We start from the raw sequence: 18,018 nt of genomic DNA, 5'->3' as shown, positions 1-18,018 counted from the left end.
GACGCCGAGAACACCCAGCAGCCCGCGCTGGACGAGCTGCCCGGCGGCGGCGTCGGCCGGATGCCGCTCACCCCGGTGGTGCGGTTCATGGCCGAGCGGCCCGGCGGCTTCGGCCGGTTCCACCAGATGCTGGCGCTGGAGCTGCCGGTCGGCATCGACCGGGCCGGGATCGCCGCCACCGTCGGCGCGGTCGTCGACCGGCACGACATGCTGCGCGCCCGGCTCCGCGCCGAGGGCGCCGACTGGGTGCTGGAGACCACCGCCCCCGGCTCGGTCGATATCGACGCGCTCATCGACCGCGTCGAATTCGACTCCGTGGCAAGCGATGCCGACCTGATGGCGATCGCCGCGACGGCGGTCGACGGCGCGCTGGACCGGCTCGACCCGGAGTCCGGCATCGTGGTCCGCTTCGTCTGGCTGGAGCCCGCCGCGGCGAACCGCGGCGGCAGGCTCGTCGTCGTCGCGCACCACCTCGTCGTGGACGGCGTCACCTGGCGCATCCTGGTGCCGGACCTGGTCACCGCCTGGGGGCAGCTCTCCGCAGGCGGCACCCCGGAACTCGTCGCCCCCGCGACCTCCATGCGCTCCTGGGCGCACGCGCTGGAGCAGCAGGCGCACAGCCCCGAACGCGTCGCCGAGCTGGACTTCTGGCGCGGCGTCGTCGGCGGCCCCGACCCGCTGCTCACCGACCGGCCCATGGACCCCGCGGTCGACGTGTCGGGCGTGATCGAGAAGATCCAGGTCCGGGTCTCGCCCGAGGTCACCCGCACCCTGCTCACCACCGTCCCCGCGCTGTTCCACGGCGGCGTGAACGACGGCCTGCTCACCGCGCTCACCCTGGCCACCGCCAAGTGGCGGGCGCGCCGCACCGCCGAGCGCGCCGATTCGCTGCTGCTCCGGCTGGAGGGCCACGGCCGCGAGGAGGAGATCGTGCCCGGCGCCGACCTCTCCCGCACGGCAGGCTGGTTCACCGCCATCTTCCCGGTCCGCTTCGACCTGGCCGGGATCGACGTGGACGCCGCGCTCACCGGCGGCCCCGCGCTCGGCAGGGCGCTCAAGGCGGTCAAGGAGCGGCTGCTCGCGGTGCCGGACAAGGGCATCGGCTACGGCATGCTGCGCTACCTGAACCGCAGCACCGCCGCCGACCTGCCGGAGCAGCTGCCCGGCCAGGTCAGCTTCAACTACCTGGGCCGGGTCTCGGACACCGATGTGCCGGAGGCGCTGCGCGGCTTCGGCTGGATCCCCGCGCCCGAGCTCGCCGCGCTGGCCGCCGATTACGACGCCGACATGCCCGCCATGGCCCCGCTCGACCTGAATGCCATCGTCACCGGCGACACCCTGCTCACCACCATCGGCTACCCGAGCACCCTGCTCGACGCCGCCGAGGTGCGCGAGTTCGCCGAGCTGTGGGTCACCGCGCTGGAGGCCGTCGCGCGGCACGCGCAGTCCGCCGAGGCGGGCGGGCACACCCCGGCCGACTTCGGGCTGGTGCGCAGCACCCAGGCCGACATCGAGAACTGGGAGCGGCGCTTCCCGGCGCTCGCCGACGTCTGGCCGCTCTCCGCGCTGCAGGCCGGGCTGCTCTTCCACGCCCGGCTCGCGGCCGGGTCGGTGGACGTCTACACCTCGCAGATCACGCTCACCCTGACCGGCCGGGTGGACTCCACCCGGCTGCGCGCCGCCGCCCAGGCGCTGCTGGACCGCTACGACACGCTGCGCACCGCCTACGTCACCGACGCCGATGGCAACCCGGTGCAGGTGGTGCTGAACAGCGTCCGGGTCCCGTGGGCGGAGCACGACCGGAGCCCCGCCGCGATCGAAACCGTCGGCGGTTCCGCCGCGATCGACGCCGTCGGCGGTTCCGCCGCGATCGACGCCGTCGGCGGTTCCGCCGCGATCGACGCCGTCGGCGACGCCGCCGATCTCATCGCCGAGGACCGGGCCCGCCCCTTCGACCTGACCGCCCCGCCGCTCATCCGCTTCACCCTCATCCGGGTGGCCGCGGACCGCTGGCAGTTCGTGGTCTCCAACCACCACATCCTGCTCGACGGCTGGTCCATGCCGCTGCTCATGCGCGACCTGCTCATGCTCTACGCGGTGCACGCCGACCGGGGCGTGCTGCCCGCGGTGCGCTCGTACAAGCACTTCCTGGAGTGGGTCGGCAGGCAGGACCGGGCCGCCTCGGTGGCGGTCTGGGCCGACGCGCTGCGCGGCGTCACCGAGCCGACGCTGCTGGCCAGGCCGGGCGCCGGGCGCGAGATCACCGCGCTCGCCGGGGAGTACCTCTTCGAGCTGGACGAGCCCGCCACGGCGCGGCTCACCGGGCTGGCGGCCACGCTCGGCGTCACCCCGAACACCGTGCTGCAGGTGGCGTGGGCGGTGCTGGTCGGCCGGATGACCGGCCGCGAGGACGTGCTCTTCGGCACCACCGTCTCCGGCCGCCCCGCGCAGCTCACCGGCGTGGAGTCGATGGTCGGGCTGTTCATCAACACCGTCCCGGTGCGGGTCCGCTTCGACCCGGCCGAGCCGGTGCGCGCGCTGCTCACCCGCACCCAGGGCGAGCAGGCCGACCTGCTCGACCACCACTACGTCGGGCTCGCCGACATCCAGGCCGCCGCCGGGATGAGCGGGCTCTTCGACACCCTGGTGGTCTTCGAGTCCTACCCGGTGGACGCCGAGGGCATCCAGGCCCAGGCCGCCGATATCGACGGTATGGCGGTCACCGCGCTGGCGGCGGAGGACGCCACGCACTACCCGCTCACCCTGATCGCGCAGCTGGACGCCAAGCTCCGCGTCCGGGCCGGGTACCTGCGCGACCTCTTCGACGAGGGCACCGTGCGGCGAATCGCCGACCGGCTGGTGCGGGTGCTGGAAACCATGACCGCGGAGCCGGATTCGGCCGTCGGCGATATCGCGCTGCTGGACGCCGCCGAGCGCGCCGAGGTCGTCAGCACCTGGAACGACACCGCCTTCGACGTGTCCACCGCGCTGGCCGCGCAGTACGGCGCCGCGTCGGATGATCACGGCGCCGAACCAGAACACACCCTGCCCGCGCTCTTCCAGGCGCAGCTCGCGGCCACACCGGACGCGCCCGCGCTGGTCTTCGAGGGGACAGCCCTGTCCTACGACGAGTTCGCGGGCCGGGTCTTCCGGCTGGCCCGCTGGCTGGTCGAGCGCGGCGTCGGCCCGGAGTCCTTCGTGGCGCTCGGCATGCGGCGCTCGCTGGACCTGGTGGTCGGGATGTACGCCGTCACCGTCGCGGGCGGCGCCTACGTGCCGCTCGACCCGGACCACCCGGCCGAGCGCACCGAGTACATCCTGGCCACCGCCGACCCGGTCTGCGTGCTGACCTCCGGCGACGACCTGGAGATCGACACCGCCCAGGTGCGCATCGACCTGCTCGACCTGGACGGCCTGGACGACACCCCGCTCACCGATATCGACCGGCGCTCCCCGCTGCGTCCCGGCAATACCGCGTACGTCATCTTCACCTCCGGCTCGACCGGCAGGCCGAAGGGCGTCGCGGTGAGCCACGCGGCGATCGTGAACCGGCTGGTGTGGATGCAGGCCGAGTACGGCCTCACCGCCGACGACACCGTGCTGCAGAAGACCCCGGCCACCTTCGACGTGTCGGTGTGGGAGTTCTTCTGGCCGCTGCAGATCGGCGCCCGGCTGGTGGTCGCGCGGCCGGACGGCCACCGCGACCCGCAGTACCTGGCCGAGGTCATCGAGGCCGAGCGGGTCACCGTCGCGCACTTCGTGCCGTCCATGCTCGCGGTCTTCGTGAGTTCGATGGCGGCGTTCCCGGGGCCCTCCGTGGTGACGCGGGCTTCCTCCTCCGGGCCCGACGCGCACGCCGCAGCGGCGGCGAGCACCTCGCTGCGGCTGGTCTTCGCCTCCGGCGAGGCGCTCGGCCCGAAGCCCGCGCACCGGCTGCGCGAACTCACCGGCGCCGCGCTGCACAACCTGTACGGCCCCACCGAGGCCGCGGTCGACGTGACGTACCACGAGGTCGTGGAGGCCGACACGGTTACCGTCCCGATCGGCGCGCCCGTCTTCAATACCCAGGTCTACGTGCTGGATTCGCGGCTGCGGCCGGTCCCGGTCGGCGTCGCGGGTGAGCTCTACCTGGCAGGCGACCAGCTGGCCCGCGGCTACGTCGCGCGGCCCGACCTCACCGCCGACCGCTTCGTGGCGAACCCGCTCGGCGCCGACGGCTCCCGCATGTACCGCACCGGCGACCTGGTCGCCTGGACGCCGGACGGCGAGCTGGAGTACCTGGGCCGCACCGACTTCCAGGTCAAGCTGCGCGGCCTGCGCATCGAGCTCGGCGAGATCGAGCAGGCGCTGGCCGGGCTGGACGAGATCGCCCAGGCGGTCGTCGTGGTCCGCGGCGACCAGCACACCGGCGACCAGCTGGTGGCCTACGTGATCCCGGCCGCCGAGCAGCGGCTCGACACCGAGGCGGTGCGCGAGGAGCTGGGCAGGCGGCTGCCCGCCTACATGGTCCCGGCGCTGCTCATCGCGCTGGACGAGTTCCCGCTCAATGCCTCCGGCAAGCTGGACCGCAGGGCACTGCCCGCGCCGGTCTTCGAGGCCGCGGTCTTCCGCGCCCCGACCACGCCGGTCGAGGAGATCGTCGCCGATGTCTTCGCCGACGTGCTCGGCGTCGCCAGGGTCGGGCTGGACGACGATTTCTTCGCGCTCGGCGGCAACTCGCTGAGCGCCACCCAGGTGGCGGCCCGGCTGGCCGCCGCGCTCGACACCGACCTCGGGGTGCGCGAACTCTTCGAGGCGTCCACGGTGGCCGCGCTGGCCGCTCGTGCCGAGAGCAGGGCGGGTGCGGGGTCGCGCGCCGCGCTGGTGCCGCAGCCGCGGCCGGAGCGGGTGCCGCTCTCGCTGGCCCAGCAGCGCATGTGGTTCCTGAACCGCTTCGACCCGGAGTCCGCGGTCGACAACATCCCGGCCGCGGTCCGGCTCTCCGGGCTGCTCGACCGGCAGGCGCTGCAGATCGCCGTGGCCGACGTGCTGGCCAGGCACGAATCGCTGCGCACCTACTACCCGGAGCTGGACGGCGCCGGTTTCCAGCAGGTGGTCCCGACCGGCCAGGTCATCCCGGACCTCTCGCCGGCCGAGGTCACCGAGGCCGAGCTGCCCCGGCGGATCGCCGAGTTCGTCCGCACCGCCTTCGACGTCACCGTGGAGGTGCCGTTCCGGGCCCGGCTCTTCGAGGTCAGCCCCACCGAGCACGTGCTCGCGCTGGTGGTGCACCACATCTCCGCCGACGGCTTCTCCATGGGCCCGCTCACCCGCGACGTCATGACCGCCTACGGCGCCCGGGTGGACGGCGGCGAGCCCGCCTGGCGCCCGCTGGAGGTGCAGTACGCCGACTTCGCGCTCTGGCAGCGCGCCGTGCTCGGCCGCGAGGACGACCCGGATTCGGTGATCGCGGGCCAGATCGGCTACTGGACCGAGGCCCTGCGCGGCCTCCCGGAGCAGCTCGACCTGCCCGCCGACCGCCCCCGCCCCGCGGTGGCGACCGGCCGCGGTGCGGTGCACGCCTTCGAGATCGACGCCGAGACCCACGGCAGGCTGGCCGAGCTGGCCCGCGGCCGGGGCGCGACGCTCTTCATGGTCACGCACGCCGCGCTGGCGGTGCTGCTCGCGCGGCTGGCCCGCGAGGAGGACATCGCCATCGGCACGCCGATCGCGGGCCGCGGCGAACGCGCGCTCGACGACCTGATCGGCATGTTCGTCAATACCCTCGTGCTACGCACGCAGGTGGATCCGGGCGCGTCGTTCACCGAGCTGCTTGCCACGGTGCGCAGCACCGATATCGCCGCCTTCGGCCACGCCGACCTGCCCTTCGAGCGGCTGGTCGAGATCATCGACCCGGCCCGCTCGCAGGCGCGGCACCCGCTCTTCCAGGTCATGCTCTCGTTCCAGAACGTCGGGCAGAGCAGCCTGGAGCTGCCCGGCCTCACCGTCAGCGGCGTGGACATGGCGCTCGACGTCGCCAAGTTCGACCTGCAGCTGGTGCTCACCGAGAAGGCCGAGCCGCTCTCCGGCATCACCGCCGAGCTGATCTACGCCACCGATCTCTTCGACCGGCGCACCGTCGCCGCGCTCGGCCGCCGCTTCACCCGGCTGCTGAAGGCGCTCACCGCCGAGCCGGAGCGCCCGGTGGGCGATCTGCCGCTCATCGACGCCCGCGAGACCGAGCAGGTGCTGCGCACCTGGAACAACACCGAGTACCGGGTGGATCAGGAGGCCACGCTGGTCTCGATGTTCATCGAGCAGGCGGCGGCCACCCCGGACGCCCCCGCGCTCACCTTCGAGGGCGAGACCCTGAGCTACGCCGAGTTCGCGGCGCGGGTGCACCGGCTGGCCGGGTACCTGGCCGCCGCGGGCGTCGGCCCGGACACCCTGGTCGCGCTCGGCATGCGCCGCTCGCTCGACCTGGTGATCGGCATGTACGCGGTGCTCGCCGCGGGCGGCGGCTACGTGCCGCTCGACCCGGACCAGCCCGCCGAGCGCATCGGCTACGTGCTGGAGACGGCGCGGCCGGTGCTCACGCTCACCACCACCCGCGACGGGTTCGCCGCGGGCGACGCCGTCGCCATCGACGCGCTCGACCTCGCCGCGTTCGCGCCGGAGCCGCCGGCCGACACCGGGCTGCGCCCCGCGAACACCGCCTACGTCATCTTCACCTCGGGCTCAACCGGACGCCCCAAGGGTGTCGCGGTCTCGCACGCGGCGATCGTGAACCGCCTGGTGTGGATGCAGGAGGAGTACGGCCTCGACCGCTTCGACGTGGTGCTGCAGAAGACCCCGGCCACCTTCGACGTCTCGGTGTGGGAGTTCTTCTGGCCGCTGCAGACCGGCGCGCGGCTCGTGGTCGCCAAGCCCGACGGGCACCGCGACCCCGCCTACCTGGCCGAGGTGATCGCGGCCGAGCGGGTGACGACGGTGCACTTCGTGCCGTCCATGCTCGCGGTCTTCGTGGACGAGGCCGACCCGGCCGCCTACAGCGGGCTGCGCAATGTCTTCGCCTCCGGCGAGGCGCTGCCCGGCGGGGTGGCGCAGCGGCTGCTGAGTGCCTCCGGCGCCTGGCTGCACAACCTGTACGGCCCGACCGAGGCCGCGGTCGACGTCACCTACCACGAGGTCACCGAGTCCGACACGGTCACCGTTCCGATCGGCGCGCCGGTCTTCAATACCCAGCTCTACGTGCTGGATTCGCGGCTGCGGCCGGTGCCGGCCGGGGTGCCGGGTGAGCTCTATCTGGCCGGTGTCCAGCTGGCCCGCGGCTACGTCGCGCGGCCGGACCTGACCGCCGACCGCTTCGTGGCCGATCCCTTCGGCCCGCGCGGCGCCCGCATGTACCGCACCGGCGACCTGGTGACCTGGACCGACCGCGGCGAGCTGGAGTACCTGGGCCGCACCGACTTCCAGGTCAAGCTGCGCGGCCTGCGGATCGAGCTCGGTGAGATCGAGACCGCGCTGGCCGCGCACCCGGCGGTGGCGCAGGCCGTCGCGGTGGTGCGCTCCGACGACCGCCTCGGCGATCGCCTGGTGGGCTATGTGGTGCCCGGCTCGGCTCCGATCGACGTCGCGGCGCTGCGCGAGCACCTCGCGGCGCGGCTGCCCTCGTACATGGTCCCGGCCGCGCTGGTGGTGCTGGACGAGCTGCCGCTGAACCCCAACGGCAAGCTGGACCGGCGCGCACTGCCGGAGCCGGAGTTCGAGGTCAAGGAATTCCGCGCCCCCTCGACGCCGGTGCAGGAGCTGGTGGCGGACACCTTCGCGCAGGTGCTCGGCATCGAGGTGGGCGGCGACCGGCCGATCGGCCAGGACGACGACTTCTTCGACCTCGGCGGCAACTCGCTGATCGCGACCCAGGTGGTGGCCCGGCTCGGCGCCGCGCTGAACACCAGGGTCGGAGTCCGCACGCTCTTCGAGGCGCCGACCGTGGCCGCGCTGGCCGCTCGGGTCGAGGCCGGTGCGGGCAGCGGCCGCGGCCGCGAGCTGGTGGCCGGGGTACGCCCGGCGACCATCCCGCTCTCGCTGGCCCAGCAGCGCATGTGGTTCCTGAACCGCTTCGACAGCGCCACCGCGGTGAACAACATCCCGATGGCGGTGCGGCTCACCGGCGCGCTCGACGCCGATGCGCTGCGCCGCGCGGTCACCGACGTGATCGAGCGGCACGAGGTGCTGCGCACGGTCTACCCGGAGACCGCGGACGGCCACGGCGTGCAGGTGGTGCTGCCCGCGAGCCAGGTCGGCATCGACCTCACCCCGGTCACCGTCGCCGAGACCGAGATCGAGGAGCGGATCAGCGAACTCGTGCTGACCGGCTTCGACGTCACCACCGCCGTCCCGGTGCGCGCCGCGCTGCTGCGCGTCGCGGGCTCGATGGACGGCTCGCAGCCCGACACCCACGTGCTGGTCTTCGTGGTGCATCACATCTCCGGCGACGGCTGGTCGGTGCAGCCGCTGGCCAAGGACGTCATGATCGCCTACGCCGCGCGCTCGCGCGGCGAGGCGCCGGGCTGGGCGCCGCTGCCGGTGCAGTACGCCGATTACGCGCTGTGGCAGCGCGAGACGCTCGGCTCCGAGGACGAGCCGGACTCGCTCATCGCCCAGCAGGTGCGGTACTGGTCGGCGAACCTGGCCGGGCTGCCGGACCAGCTCGACCTGCCCGCCGACCGCTCGCGCCCCGCGGTGGCCTCCAACCGCGGCGGCGTGCACGCCTTCTGGCTCGACGCCGACCTGGTGCACGGGCTGAACTCGATGGCCCGCGCGCACGGCGCCAGCCTCTTCATGGTGGTGCACACCGCGCTCGCCGCGCTGCTGGCCCGGCTCTCGAACAGCGATGACATCGCCATCGGCACCGCGGTCGCGGGCCGCGGCGAGGCCGCGCTGGACGACGCCATCGGCATGTTCGTCAATACCCTGGTGCTGCGCAGCGCGGTCGACCCGGCCGAGCCCTTCGCCGAGCTGCTCGCCAGGACCAGGGAGACCGACCTGGCCGCCTTCGGCCACGCCGACCTGCCCTTCGAGCGGCTGGTCGAGATCCTGAACCCGGCCCGCTCGCAGGCGCGGCACCCGCTGTTCCAGGTGATGCTCTCCTTCCAGAACACCGGCGACGCCTCCTTCGCGCTGCCCGGGCTGGAGGTCACCGGGGTGCCGCTGGACGTGGTGACCGCCAAGTTCGACCTGCACCTCAACCTCACCAGCGCCGGGGAGCACGAGGGCATGGCGGCCGAGTTCGCCTACGCCACCGACCTCTTCGACCCGGCCACCATCACCGGGTTCGCGCTCCGGCTGGTCCGGCTGCTGACCGCGGCCGTGGCCGCGCCCGCCACCCCGGTCGGCGAGATCGAGCTGCTCGACGCCGCCGAGCGCACCCAGGTGCTGGAGACCTGGAACGCCACCGCGCACCCGGTGGACGCCGCCGCCACCCTGGTCTCGATGTTCGAGGCGCAGGCCGCCCGCACCCCGGACGTGCCGGCGCTCACCTTCGACGGCGAGACGCTGAGCTACGCCGCCTTCGCCGACCGCGTACACCGGCTGGCCAGGCACCTCATCGACCTCGGGGTCGGGCCGGATTCCCTGGTCGCGCTCGGCATGCGCCGCTCGTTCGAGCTGGTCGTCGGCATGTACGCGGTGAGCGCGGCGGGCGGCGCCTACGTGCCGCTCGACCCGGACCACCCGGCCGAGCGCATCGCCTACGTGCTGGAGACGGCGCGCCCGGTCGCGGTGCTCACCACCGAGCGGGACGCCTTCGAGGCCACCGGCTTCCGGACCGTCGAGATCGACGCGCTCGAACTCGCGGAACTCTCCGGCGCGCCGATCGCGGACGCGGAGCGCCGCGCGCCGCTGCGGCCGTCGAATACCGCGTACGTCATCTTCACCTCCGGCTCCACCGGGCGCCCGAAGGGCGTCGCGGTCACCCACGCCGCGATCGTCAACCGGCTGGTGTGGATGCAGGCCGAGTACGGCCTCACCGCCGACGACACCGTGCTGCAGAAGACCCCCGCCACCTTCGACGTGTCGGTGTGGGAGTTCTTCTGGCCGCTGCAGATCGGCGCCCGGCTGGTGGTCGCGCGGCCGGACGGCCACCGCGACCCCGGGTACCTGGTGCGGATCATCACCGAGGAGCGGGTCACGGTCGCGCACTTCGTGCCGTCGATGATGTCGGTCTTCGTGGCCGAGGAGCGGGCCGACGAGTGCACCTCGCTGCGCGCGGTCTTCGCCTCCGGCGAAGCGCTGCCCGCGGCGACCGCGCAGCGGCTGGTCGAGCTGACCGGTGCCGGGCTGCACAACCTGTACGGCCCGACCGAGGCCGCCGTGGATGTGACCTTCCACGAGGTCACCGAGGCCGACACGGTCTCGGTGCCGATCGGCGCGCCGGTCTTCAATACCCGGGTCTACGTGCTGGATTCGCGGCTGCGGCCGGTGCCGGCCGGGGTGCCGGGCGAGCTGTACCTGGCCGGCGCCCAGCTGGCCCGCGGCTACGTCGCGCGGCCGGAGCTGACCGCGGACCGCTTCGTGGCGAGCCCGTACGGCGGGCCGGGCGCCCGCATGTACCGCACCGGCGACCTGGTCACCTGGCGGGCCGATGGCGAGCTGGAGTACCTGGGCCGCACCGACTTCCAGGTCAAGCTGCGCGGCCTGCGGATCGAGCTGGGCGAGATCGAGTCGGCGCTCACCGCGCTGCCGAGCATCGCGCAGTCGGTGGTCGTGGTCCGCTCCGACGACCGCCTCGGCGACCAGCTGGTCGCCTACGTGATCCCGGCGGCGGGCGCCACGGTCGAGATCGACGCGGTGCGCGCCGAGCTCGGCGGCGAACTGCCCGGCTACATGGTGCCGAGCGCCTTCGTGCTGCTCGACGCGTTCCCGCTGAACCCGTCCGGCAAGCTGGACCGCAGGGCGCTGCCCGCGCCGGTCTTCGAGGCCAAGGTCTTCCGCGCGCCCGCCACCCCGATCGAGGAGATCGTCGCCAATACCTTCGCCGACGTGCTCGGCGTCGGCCGGGTCGGCGTGGACGACGACTTCTTCGAGCTGGGCGGCAATTCGCTGCTCGCCACCCAGGTGACGGCGCGGATCGGCGCCGCGCTGGACACCCAGCTCGCGGTGCGCGACCTCTTCGAGGCGTCCACCGTGGCCGCGCTCGCCATCAGGGTGGAGCGCGCGGCCGGGTCGGGGCGCACCCGCCCGGTGCTGGTGGCGGGGGAGCGGCCGGAGCTGATTCCGCTCTCCCCGGCGCAGGCCAGGTACTGGTTCCTGAACCAGTTCGACACCACCACCTCCGCCGTGGACAACATCCCGCTCGCGGTGCGGCTCTCCGGCGCGCTCGATGTCCGCGCGCTGGAGCAGGCCATCGGCGACGTCCTCGCCAGGCACGAGGTGCTGCGCACCACGTACCCGAGCGCCGACGACGGGCCGCGGCAGGTGATCCTGCCCGCGGGCCGCACCGCGCCGACACTGGCGATCACCGACGTCACCGAGGCCGAGCTGGTGCCGACCGTGATCCGCTTCGCCATGACCACCTTCGACGTCACCGTCGAGGTGCCGTTGAAGGTGGCACTCTTCCGAATCAGCGACCCCGCCGTCGGAACGGCGGCCGGTGACCGGGCCGCCCTCGGCGCCGCGGCCGATCGGGCTGTCGCCGTGCCCGCGGGCGGCGAATCGTCCGCCGGCGTGCCCGAGCACGTCGTCGCGTTCGTGGTGCACCACGTCGCGGCGGACGGCGCCTCCATGGGCCCGCTGGCTCGCGACCTGATGGCCGCCTACATCGCCAGGGTCGGCGGCGAGGCGCCCTCCTGGACCCCGCTCCCGGTGCAGTACGCCGACTACGCGCTCTGGCAGCGCGAGGTGCTCGGCGCCGAGGACGACCCGGAATCGCTCGCCGCCCGCCAGGTCGCCTACTGGAAGGCCGCGCTGGACGGCCTCCCGGACCAGCTCGAGCTGCCCGCGGACCGCCCGCGGCCGCCCGCGCAGTCCTTCCACGGCAAGGCGATCCGCTTCGAGATCGCCCCCGGGCGGCACCAGGCGCTGGCCGAGCTGGCGCGGGCCAACCAGTCCTCGCTCTTCATGGTCGTGCACGCCGCGCTCGCGGTGCTGCTGGCCCGGCTCTCCGGCACCGACGACATCGCCGTCGGCACCCCGGTCGCCGGCCGCGGCGAGCGCGAACTGGACGATCTCATCGGCATGTTCGTCAACACCCTCGTGTTCCGCACCAGGGTGCGCTCCGAGGCCGGCTTCGCCGAGGTGCTCGCCGAGGTGCGCGAGCGCGACCTCGAGGCCTTCGCCAATGCCGACGTGCCGTTCGAGCGGCTGGTCGAGGTGCTCAACCCGGAGCGCTCCACCGCCCGCAACCCGCTCTTCCAGATCGGGCTCTCGTTCCAGAACCTGGCCGAGACCACCATCACCCTGCCCGGGCTGACGGTGAGCGCGGTCGACTTCGACTCCCAGCTGGCCAAGACCGACCTGCACGTCACGCTCTACGACCGGTACGCCGAGGACGGCACCCCCGCCGAGATCATCACCGAATTCGGCTACGCCACCGACCTCTTCGACGAGGCCACGGTGCAGCGCTTCGCCGACCGGTTCCTCCGGGTGCTGGACGCCGTGATCGCCGACCCGGCGGTTCCGGTGGGCGAGATCGAGCTGCTCGCCGCCGACGAGCGCGGCCGCATCCTCGACACCTGGAACGACACCGCGCACCCGGTGGACACCGGGGCCACCCTGGTCTCCCTGCTGGAGGCGACCGTCGCCGCGCAGCGGGCCGCCACCGCCCTGATCGCCCCCGACGGCGAGCTCAGCTACGCCGAGCTCGGCAACCGGGTGAACCGGCTGGCGCGGTACCTGATCGAGCGCGGGGTCGGCCCGGAGGATCGGGTGGCGCTCGCCATCCGGCGCTCCGCCGACCTGGTGATCGCCATGTACGCGGTCTCGGTGGCCGGTGCGGCCTACGTGCCGGTCGACCCGGACCAGCCGGCCGAGCGGGTCGAGTACATCCTCGGCACCGCGGCCCCGACCTGCGTGCTCACCACGACCGGCGATGCCTTCGAGACCACAGCGGCCGAGGTGGTCGCGCTGGACGAGCTGGACCTGGCCGGACTGGACGGCGCGCCGCTGCGCCCGGCCGAGCGCCGCGCGGCGCTGACCCCGGCGAACACCGCGTACGTCATCTTCACCTCCGGCTCCACCGGCCAGCCCAAGGGCGTCGCGGTGCCGCACGGCGCCATCGCCAACCAGCTGCAGTGGAAGGTCGCCGAGTACGGCCTCGGCGCCGACGACGCGGTGCTGCTCAAGACCGCGGCCACCTTCGACCTCTCGGTCTGGGAGTTCTGGTCCGCGGCGGCGTGCGGCGGCACGCTGGTGATCGCCACCGCCGACGGCCACCGCGACCCGGCCTACCTGCGCACGCTCATGGCCGAGACCGGGGTGACCACGCTGCACGTGGTGCCGTCCATGCTGGACGCGCTGCTCACCGAGGCCGAGGGCACGCTGCCCGGCTCGCTGCGCCGGGTGCTCGCCATCGGCGAGGCGCTGCCCGCGGCGACCGCGCAGAAGTTCCGGCGCGGCAACGCCGCCGGGCTGTTCAATCTGTACGGGCCGACCGAGGCGGCGGTGTCGATCACCGCGCACGAGGTCACCGCGGGCGACGTCGTCTCGGTGCCGATCGGCGTGCCGGAGTGGAACTCCCGGGTCTACGTGCTGGATTCCCGGCTGCGGCCGGTCCCGGTCGGGGTCTCCGGCGAGCTCTACCTCGCCGGTGCGCAGCTGGCCCGCGGCTACTTCGCGCGGCCCGAGCTGACCGCGGACCGCTTCGTCGCCAGCCCCTTCGAGCCCGGCGCGCGCATGTACCGCACCGGCGACCTGGTGGCGTGGAACGCGCATGGTGAGCTGGAGTACCGGGGCCGCACCGACTTCCAGGTGAAGATCCGCGGCTTCCGCATCGAGCTCGGCGAGATCGAGGCCGCGCTGCTCCGGCAGCCCGGCATCGCCGCCGCCGCGGTGCTGGCCAGGACCGATCCCGGCCTCGGCGACCGGCTGGTGGCGTACGTGGTGCCCGCCGCCGAGCTGGACAAGCACGAGCTGGCGCACGCGCTCGCAGGCGAGCTGCCCTCGTACATGGTGCCGAGCGCCTTCGTCGAGCTGGCCGCGCTGCCGCTGAATGCCAACGGCAAGCTGGACCGCAATGCCCTGCCCGAGCCGGAGTTCGAGAAGGCCGCCTTCCGCGCCCCCGCCACCCCGGCCGAGAAGCTGGTGGCGCGGGTCTTCGCCGACGTGCTCGGAGCCGAGCAGATCGGCGCCGACGACGACTTCTTCGCGCTCGGCGGCAACAGCATCCTCTCCATCCAGCTGGTCTCCAGGGCCAAGACGCTCGGCGCGGTCTTCTCCGTGCGCGACGTCTTCGACCAGCGCAGCGTCGCCGGGCTGGCCGCGGTCGCCGGCGTGGTGACCGGGCGCCAGCGCCTGGCCGAGCTGGCCGGCGGCGGGATCGGCGAGGTCGCGCTGCCGCCGGCGCTCGCTGCGCTGGACGGCGCCGACGCGGTCGCGCTGCGGTTGCCCGCCGGTACCGGTGACCGGGAGCTGCGGGCGGCGCTCGCGGCGGTGCTCGACCGGCACGAGGCGCTGCGGCTGCGGCGCACCGACGCGGTCCTGGAGCTGCGCGAACGCGGCGCCATCGGCATCGACGCTGTGCTGCGCACCGAGCTCGACATGCGGGCGGCCGGGCTCGATGCCACGTCGGCGGGCGCGCAAGCGGCCGAACTGGGCGCCGTGTCAGCGGGCGCGCGGGACGCCGTGACCGGGGCTGCGCGGGACGCCGACCTGGACGCCGCGCTCGAGCGAGCACTGGCCACCGAGGTGGCGGCGCTCGACCCCGCCGCGGGAGTCGTGCTCCGCGCGGTGCGGTTCGCCGCCGACGGCGGCGCCGATGTCCTGCTGCTGGTCGCGCACCGGCTCGCGGTCGACCCCGCCTCCTGGCGGATCCTCACCGGCGATCTCGCGCGGGCCCTGGCACAGGCCGCCGCGGGCGAGCCGATCGAGCTGCCGGAGCCGGGCACCTCGCTGCGCCGCTGGCTGCACGAGGTCGCGCAGGATCGTGCGACCACCGCACCGGAGCTCGCCGTCGACGCCGTCGCGGCGGGTCCCGCAGGACACGTGCGGACCGTGCTCCCCGCGGCCGAGAGCGACGCGGTGCTGCGCGTCGTCCCCGGGCTGTACCACGGGGTCGCCACCGACGCCCTGCTCACCGCGCTGGCGCTCGCCACCGCGCGCTGGACCGGGAACACCGCCACCACCGTGCGGTACGCCAACGACCTGCGCCCGGTCGCCGCCGAGCGCGGAGCCGAGCTGACCCGCACGGTCGGCGACTTCACGGTCACCCACCCGCTCCGCCTCGACCTCGGCACCGCCGAGGTCACCGAGGGACAGGCGCTCAAGCTGGTCAAGGAGCAGGTGCTCGCCGTGCCCGAGCACGGCTACCCGGCGCTCTTCGCCGCCGGGCAGCCGGGTGGAATCACCTTCCGCTTCGCCGGTGTCCGGGTCGAGGGTTTCGACGAGTACTCGCTGCCCGCCGCTGCTTCCGCGGCCGTAGGTGTCGCGGTGCCCGTCGACAGCACCGCGGGCAGCGGCATGCCGGTCGTCGCCACCGCGGGGGCCGAGGTGCTCGCGGTCGGCGGCGAGGCCGGGGCCGCCGGCGCGCGTATCGACGTCCTCGCGTCCGTCACCGCCGGTGGCGAACTGGTCACCGACTTCACCGGCCCGGCCGAGCGCCTCGCCGAGCTGGCCGAGCTCTGGACCGCGGCGCTCACCGGCCTCGCCGAGCACGCGGGCACCCAGGGTGCGGGCGGCTTCACCCCGTCCGACATGCCGCTGGTCCGGGTCAGCCAGGCCGACCTGGAGGAGTGGGAGCGCGGCTACCCCGGCCTCGCCGAGGTCTGGCCGCTCACCCCGCTGCAGTCCGGCCTGCTCTTCCACGCCCTCATGACCACCGCGGGCACCGACATCTACGTCATGCAGGCCACGGTCGACCTGCTCGGCACCGTGGACGCCGACCGGCTGCACACCGCCGCCCAGGGCGTCCTGGACCGCTACCCCAACCTGCGCGCCGGCTTCGTCACCGACTCCGACGGCCAGGCCGTCCAGGTGGTGCCGGAGCGGGCCGAGGTGCCGTGGCGCGAGGTCGACCTGACCGACCGCGACGACCCCGCCGCCGCGCTGCGCGAGCTGCTCGCCACCGACCAGGCCACCCGGTTCGACATGACCGCCCCGCCGCTGGTCCGGTTCACCCTGTACCGCACCGCCGCCGAGCAGTACCACCTCTCGATCACCACGCACCACGTGCTGCTCGACGGCTGGTCCATGCCGCTGCTCATGCAGGACCTGCTGGTGCTGTACGCGGTGCACGGCAACCGCTCCCAGCTGCCCGCCGTCACCCCCTACCGGGACTTCCTCGGCTGGCTCGGCGAGCGCGACCTGAACGTCTCGCTGCGCACCTGGGCCGAGGCGCTGGACGGCGCGGGCGAGCCGACCGAGCTGGCCGCACCCGCCCGCGGCCAGGAGCAGTACGAGACCGGCAAGCTGATCACCTCGATCGACCCGGAGCGGGCCCGCAGGCTCACCAAGCACTGCGCCGACCTCGGCGTCACGGTGAACACGCTGGTCCAGGCGGCGTGGGGGATCCTGCTCGGGCGGCTCACCGGCCGCACCGACGTGGTCTTCGGCGCCACCGTCTCCGGCCGCCCCGCCGAGCTGCCCGGCGTCGAGTCCATGGTCGGGCTCTTCATCAACACCCTGCCGGTGCGGGTGCGGATCGACGACCACTCACCCGTCGCCGACCAGCTGGTGCGGCTGCAGCGTGAGCAGGCAGACCTGCTCGACCACCACTACGTCGGGCTCGCCGAGATCCAGCGCACCGCGGGCGCAGGCTCGCTCTTCGACACCCTGCTGGTCTTCGAGTCGTACCCGATCGACCGCGAGGCCATCGCCGCCGCCAGCTCCATCGACGGCATGTCGGTGAACGGCGTCGGCGTGCTCAGCAATACGCACTACCCGATGACGCTGCAGGTCACCGCCGAGTCCACCATCGAGTTCGTCTTCGAGTACCTCACCAGCCGCTTCACCGACGACGAGGTGCGCACCCTCGCCGCCAGGCTGATGCGGGTGCTGGAGGGGCTGCTCGGCGACCCGGACGGGCTCGTCGGCGACATCGACATCCTGGACGCCGAGGAGCGCAGCAGGCTGCTCGCCGAGTCCGGGGTGGCCGCGGCCGCGCCCGAGCCGGTGAACCGGGTCGGCGCGCGCACGGTGTCGAAGGTGCTCGGCGAGGTGGTCGAGGCGGACCCGGAGGCGCCCGCGCTGCTGCGCGGCGAGGACGAGATCCCGTACCACGCGCTCGATCGCCGCTCCTCGCAGCTGGCCCGGGTGCTGATCGGGCGCGGGATCGGGCCGGACGACGTCGTCGCCGTCGCGCTGCCGCGTTCCTTCGAGGCGGTCGTGGCCGTCTGGGCGGTGCAGAAGGCCGGTGCCGCCGTGCTCCTCGATGCCACCGCCGGTGCCCGCTACGGCATCGGCTCCGGCGCCGGGGACGTGGAGTGGATCGACCCGGCCGACGACGCGATCCGCACGGCCATCGCCGAAGCGCCCGCGCACCCCGTCTCCTACGCGGACCGGGTCCGCCCGCTCGGCGAGGAGAGCCCGGCCTTCGTCCTCGCGGACGGCACGGTCTACAGCCAGGTGGACGCGCTCGACCTCGCGCTCCGGGCGCGCGACGAACACGGGGTCGACTACGAGTCGACGACCTTCACCACAGCCGGTGGCGGGCTGGTCGCGGTCGTCGAGTTCCTCGCCGCCGCGACCGCGGGCGCGCTCTCCGTGCTGCCCACCGGGACGGTCGGGGACGATCTCGCCGACGGCGAGGTGTCGCACTGGTTCGTCGCGCCGGGGGAGGACACGTCCGCCGCCGGTGACGAGGTCACGATCGTCACCGTGGAGTGA

The 18,018-nt window shown here is 73.8% G+C and carries 1 protein-coding gene (only partly in view); it reads left to right on the top strand.

Translation table 11 applies throughout. From position 1 onward, the window contains the following. On the top strand, positions 1-18,018 hold the 3' portion of the coding sequence (locus NH2_RS13945) for a non-ribosomal peptide synthetase (protein WP_067653375.1). Its footprint begins 19,224 nt before the window's first position; only the last 18,018 of its 37,242 coding nucleotides appear in the window; the start codon falls outside the window, past its left edge; the stop codon is at positions 18,016-18,018.

Origin of the sequence: Nocardia harenae NBRC 108248 (genome assembly GCF_001612885.1) — a bacterium.
Lineage (GTDB): Bacteria > Actinomycetota > Actinomycetes > Mycobacteriales > Mycobacteriaceae > Nocardia > Nocardia harenae.
This window is presented reverse-complemented; position numbering and strand designations above follow the sequence as displayed.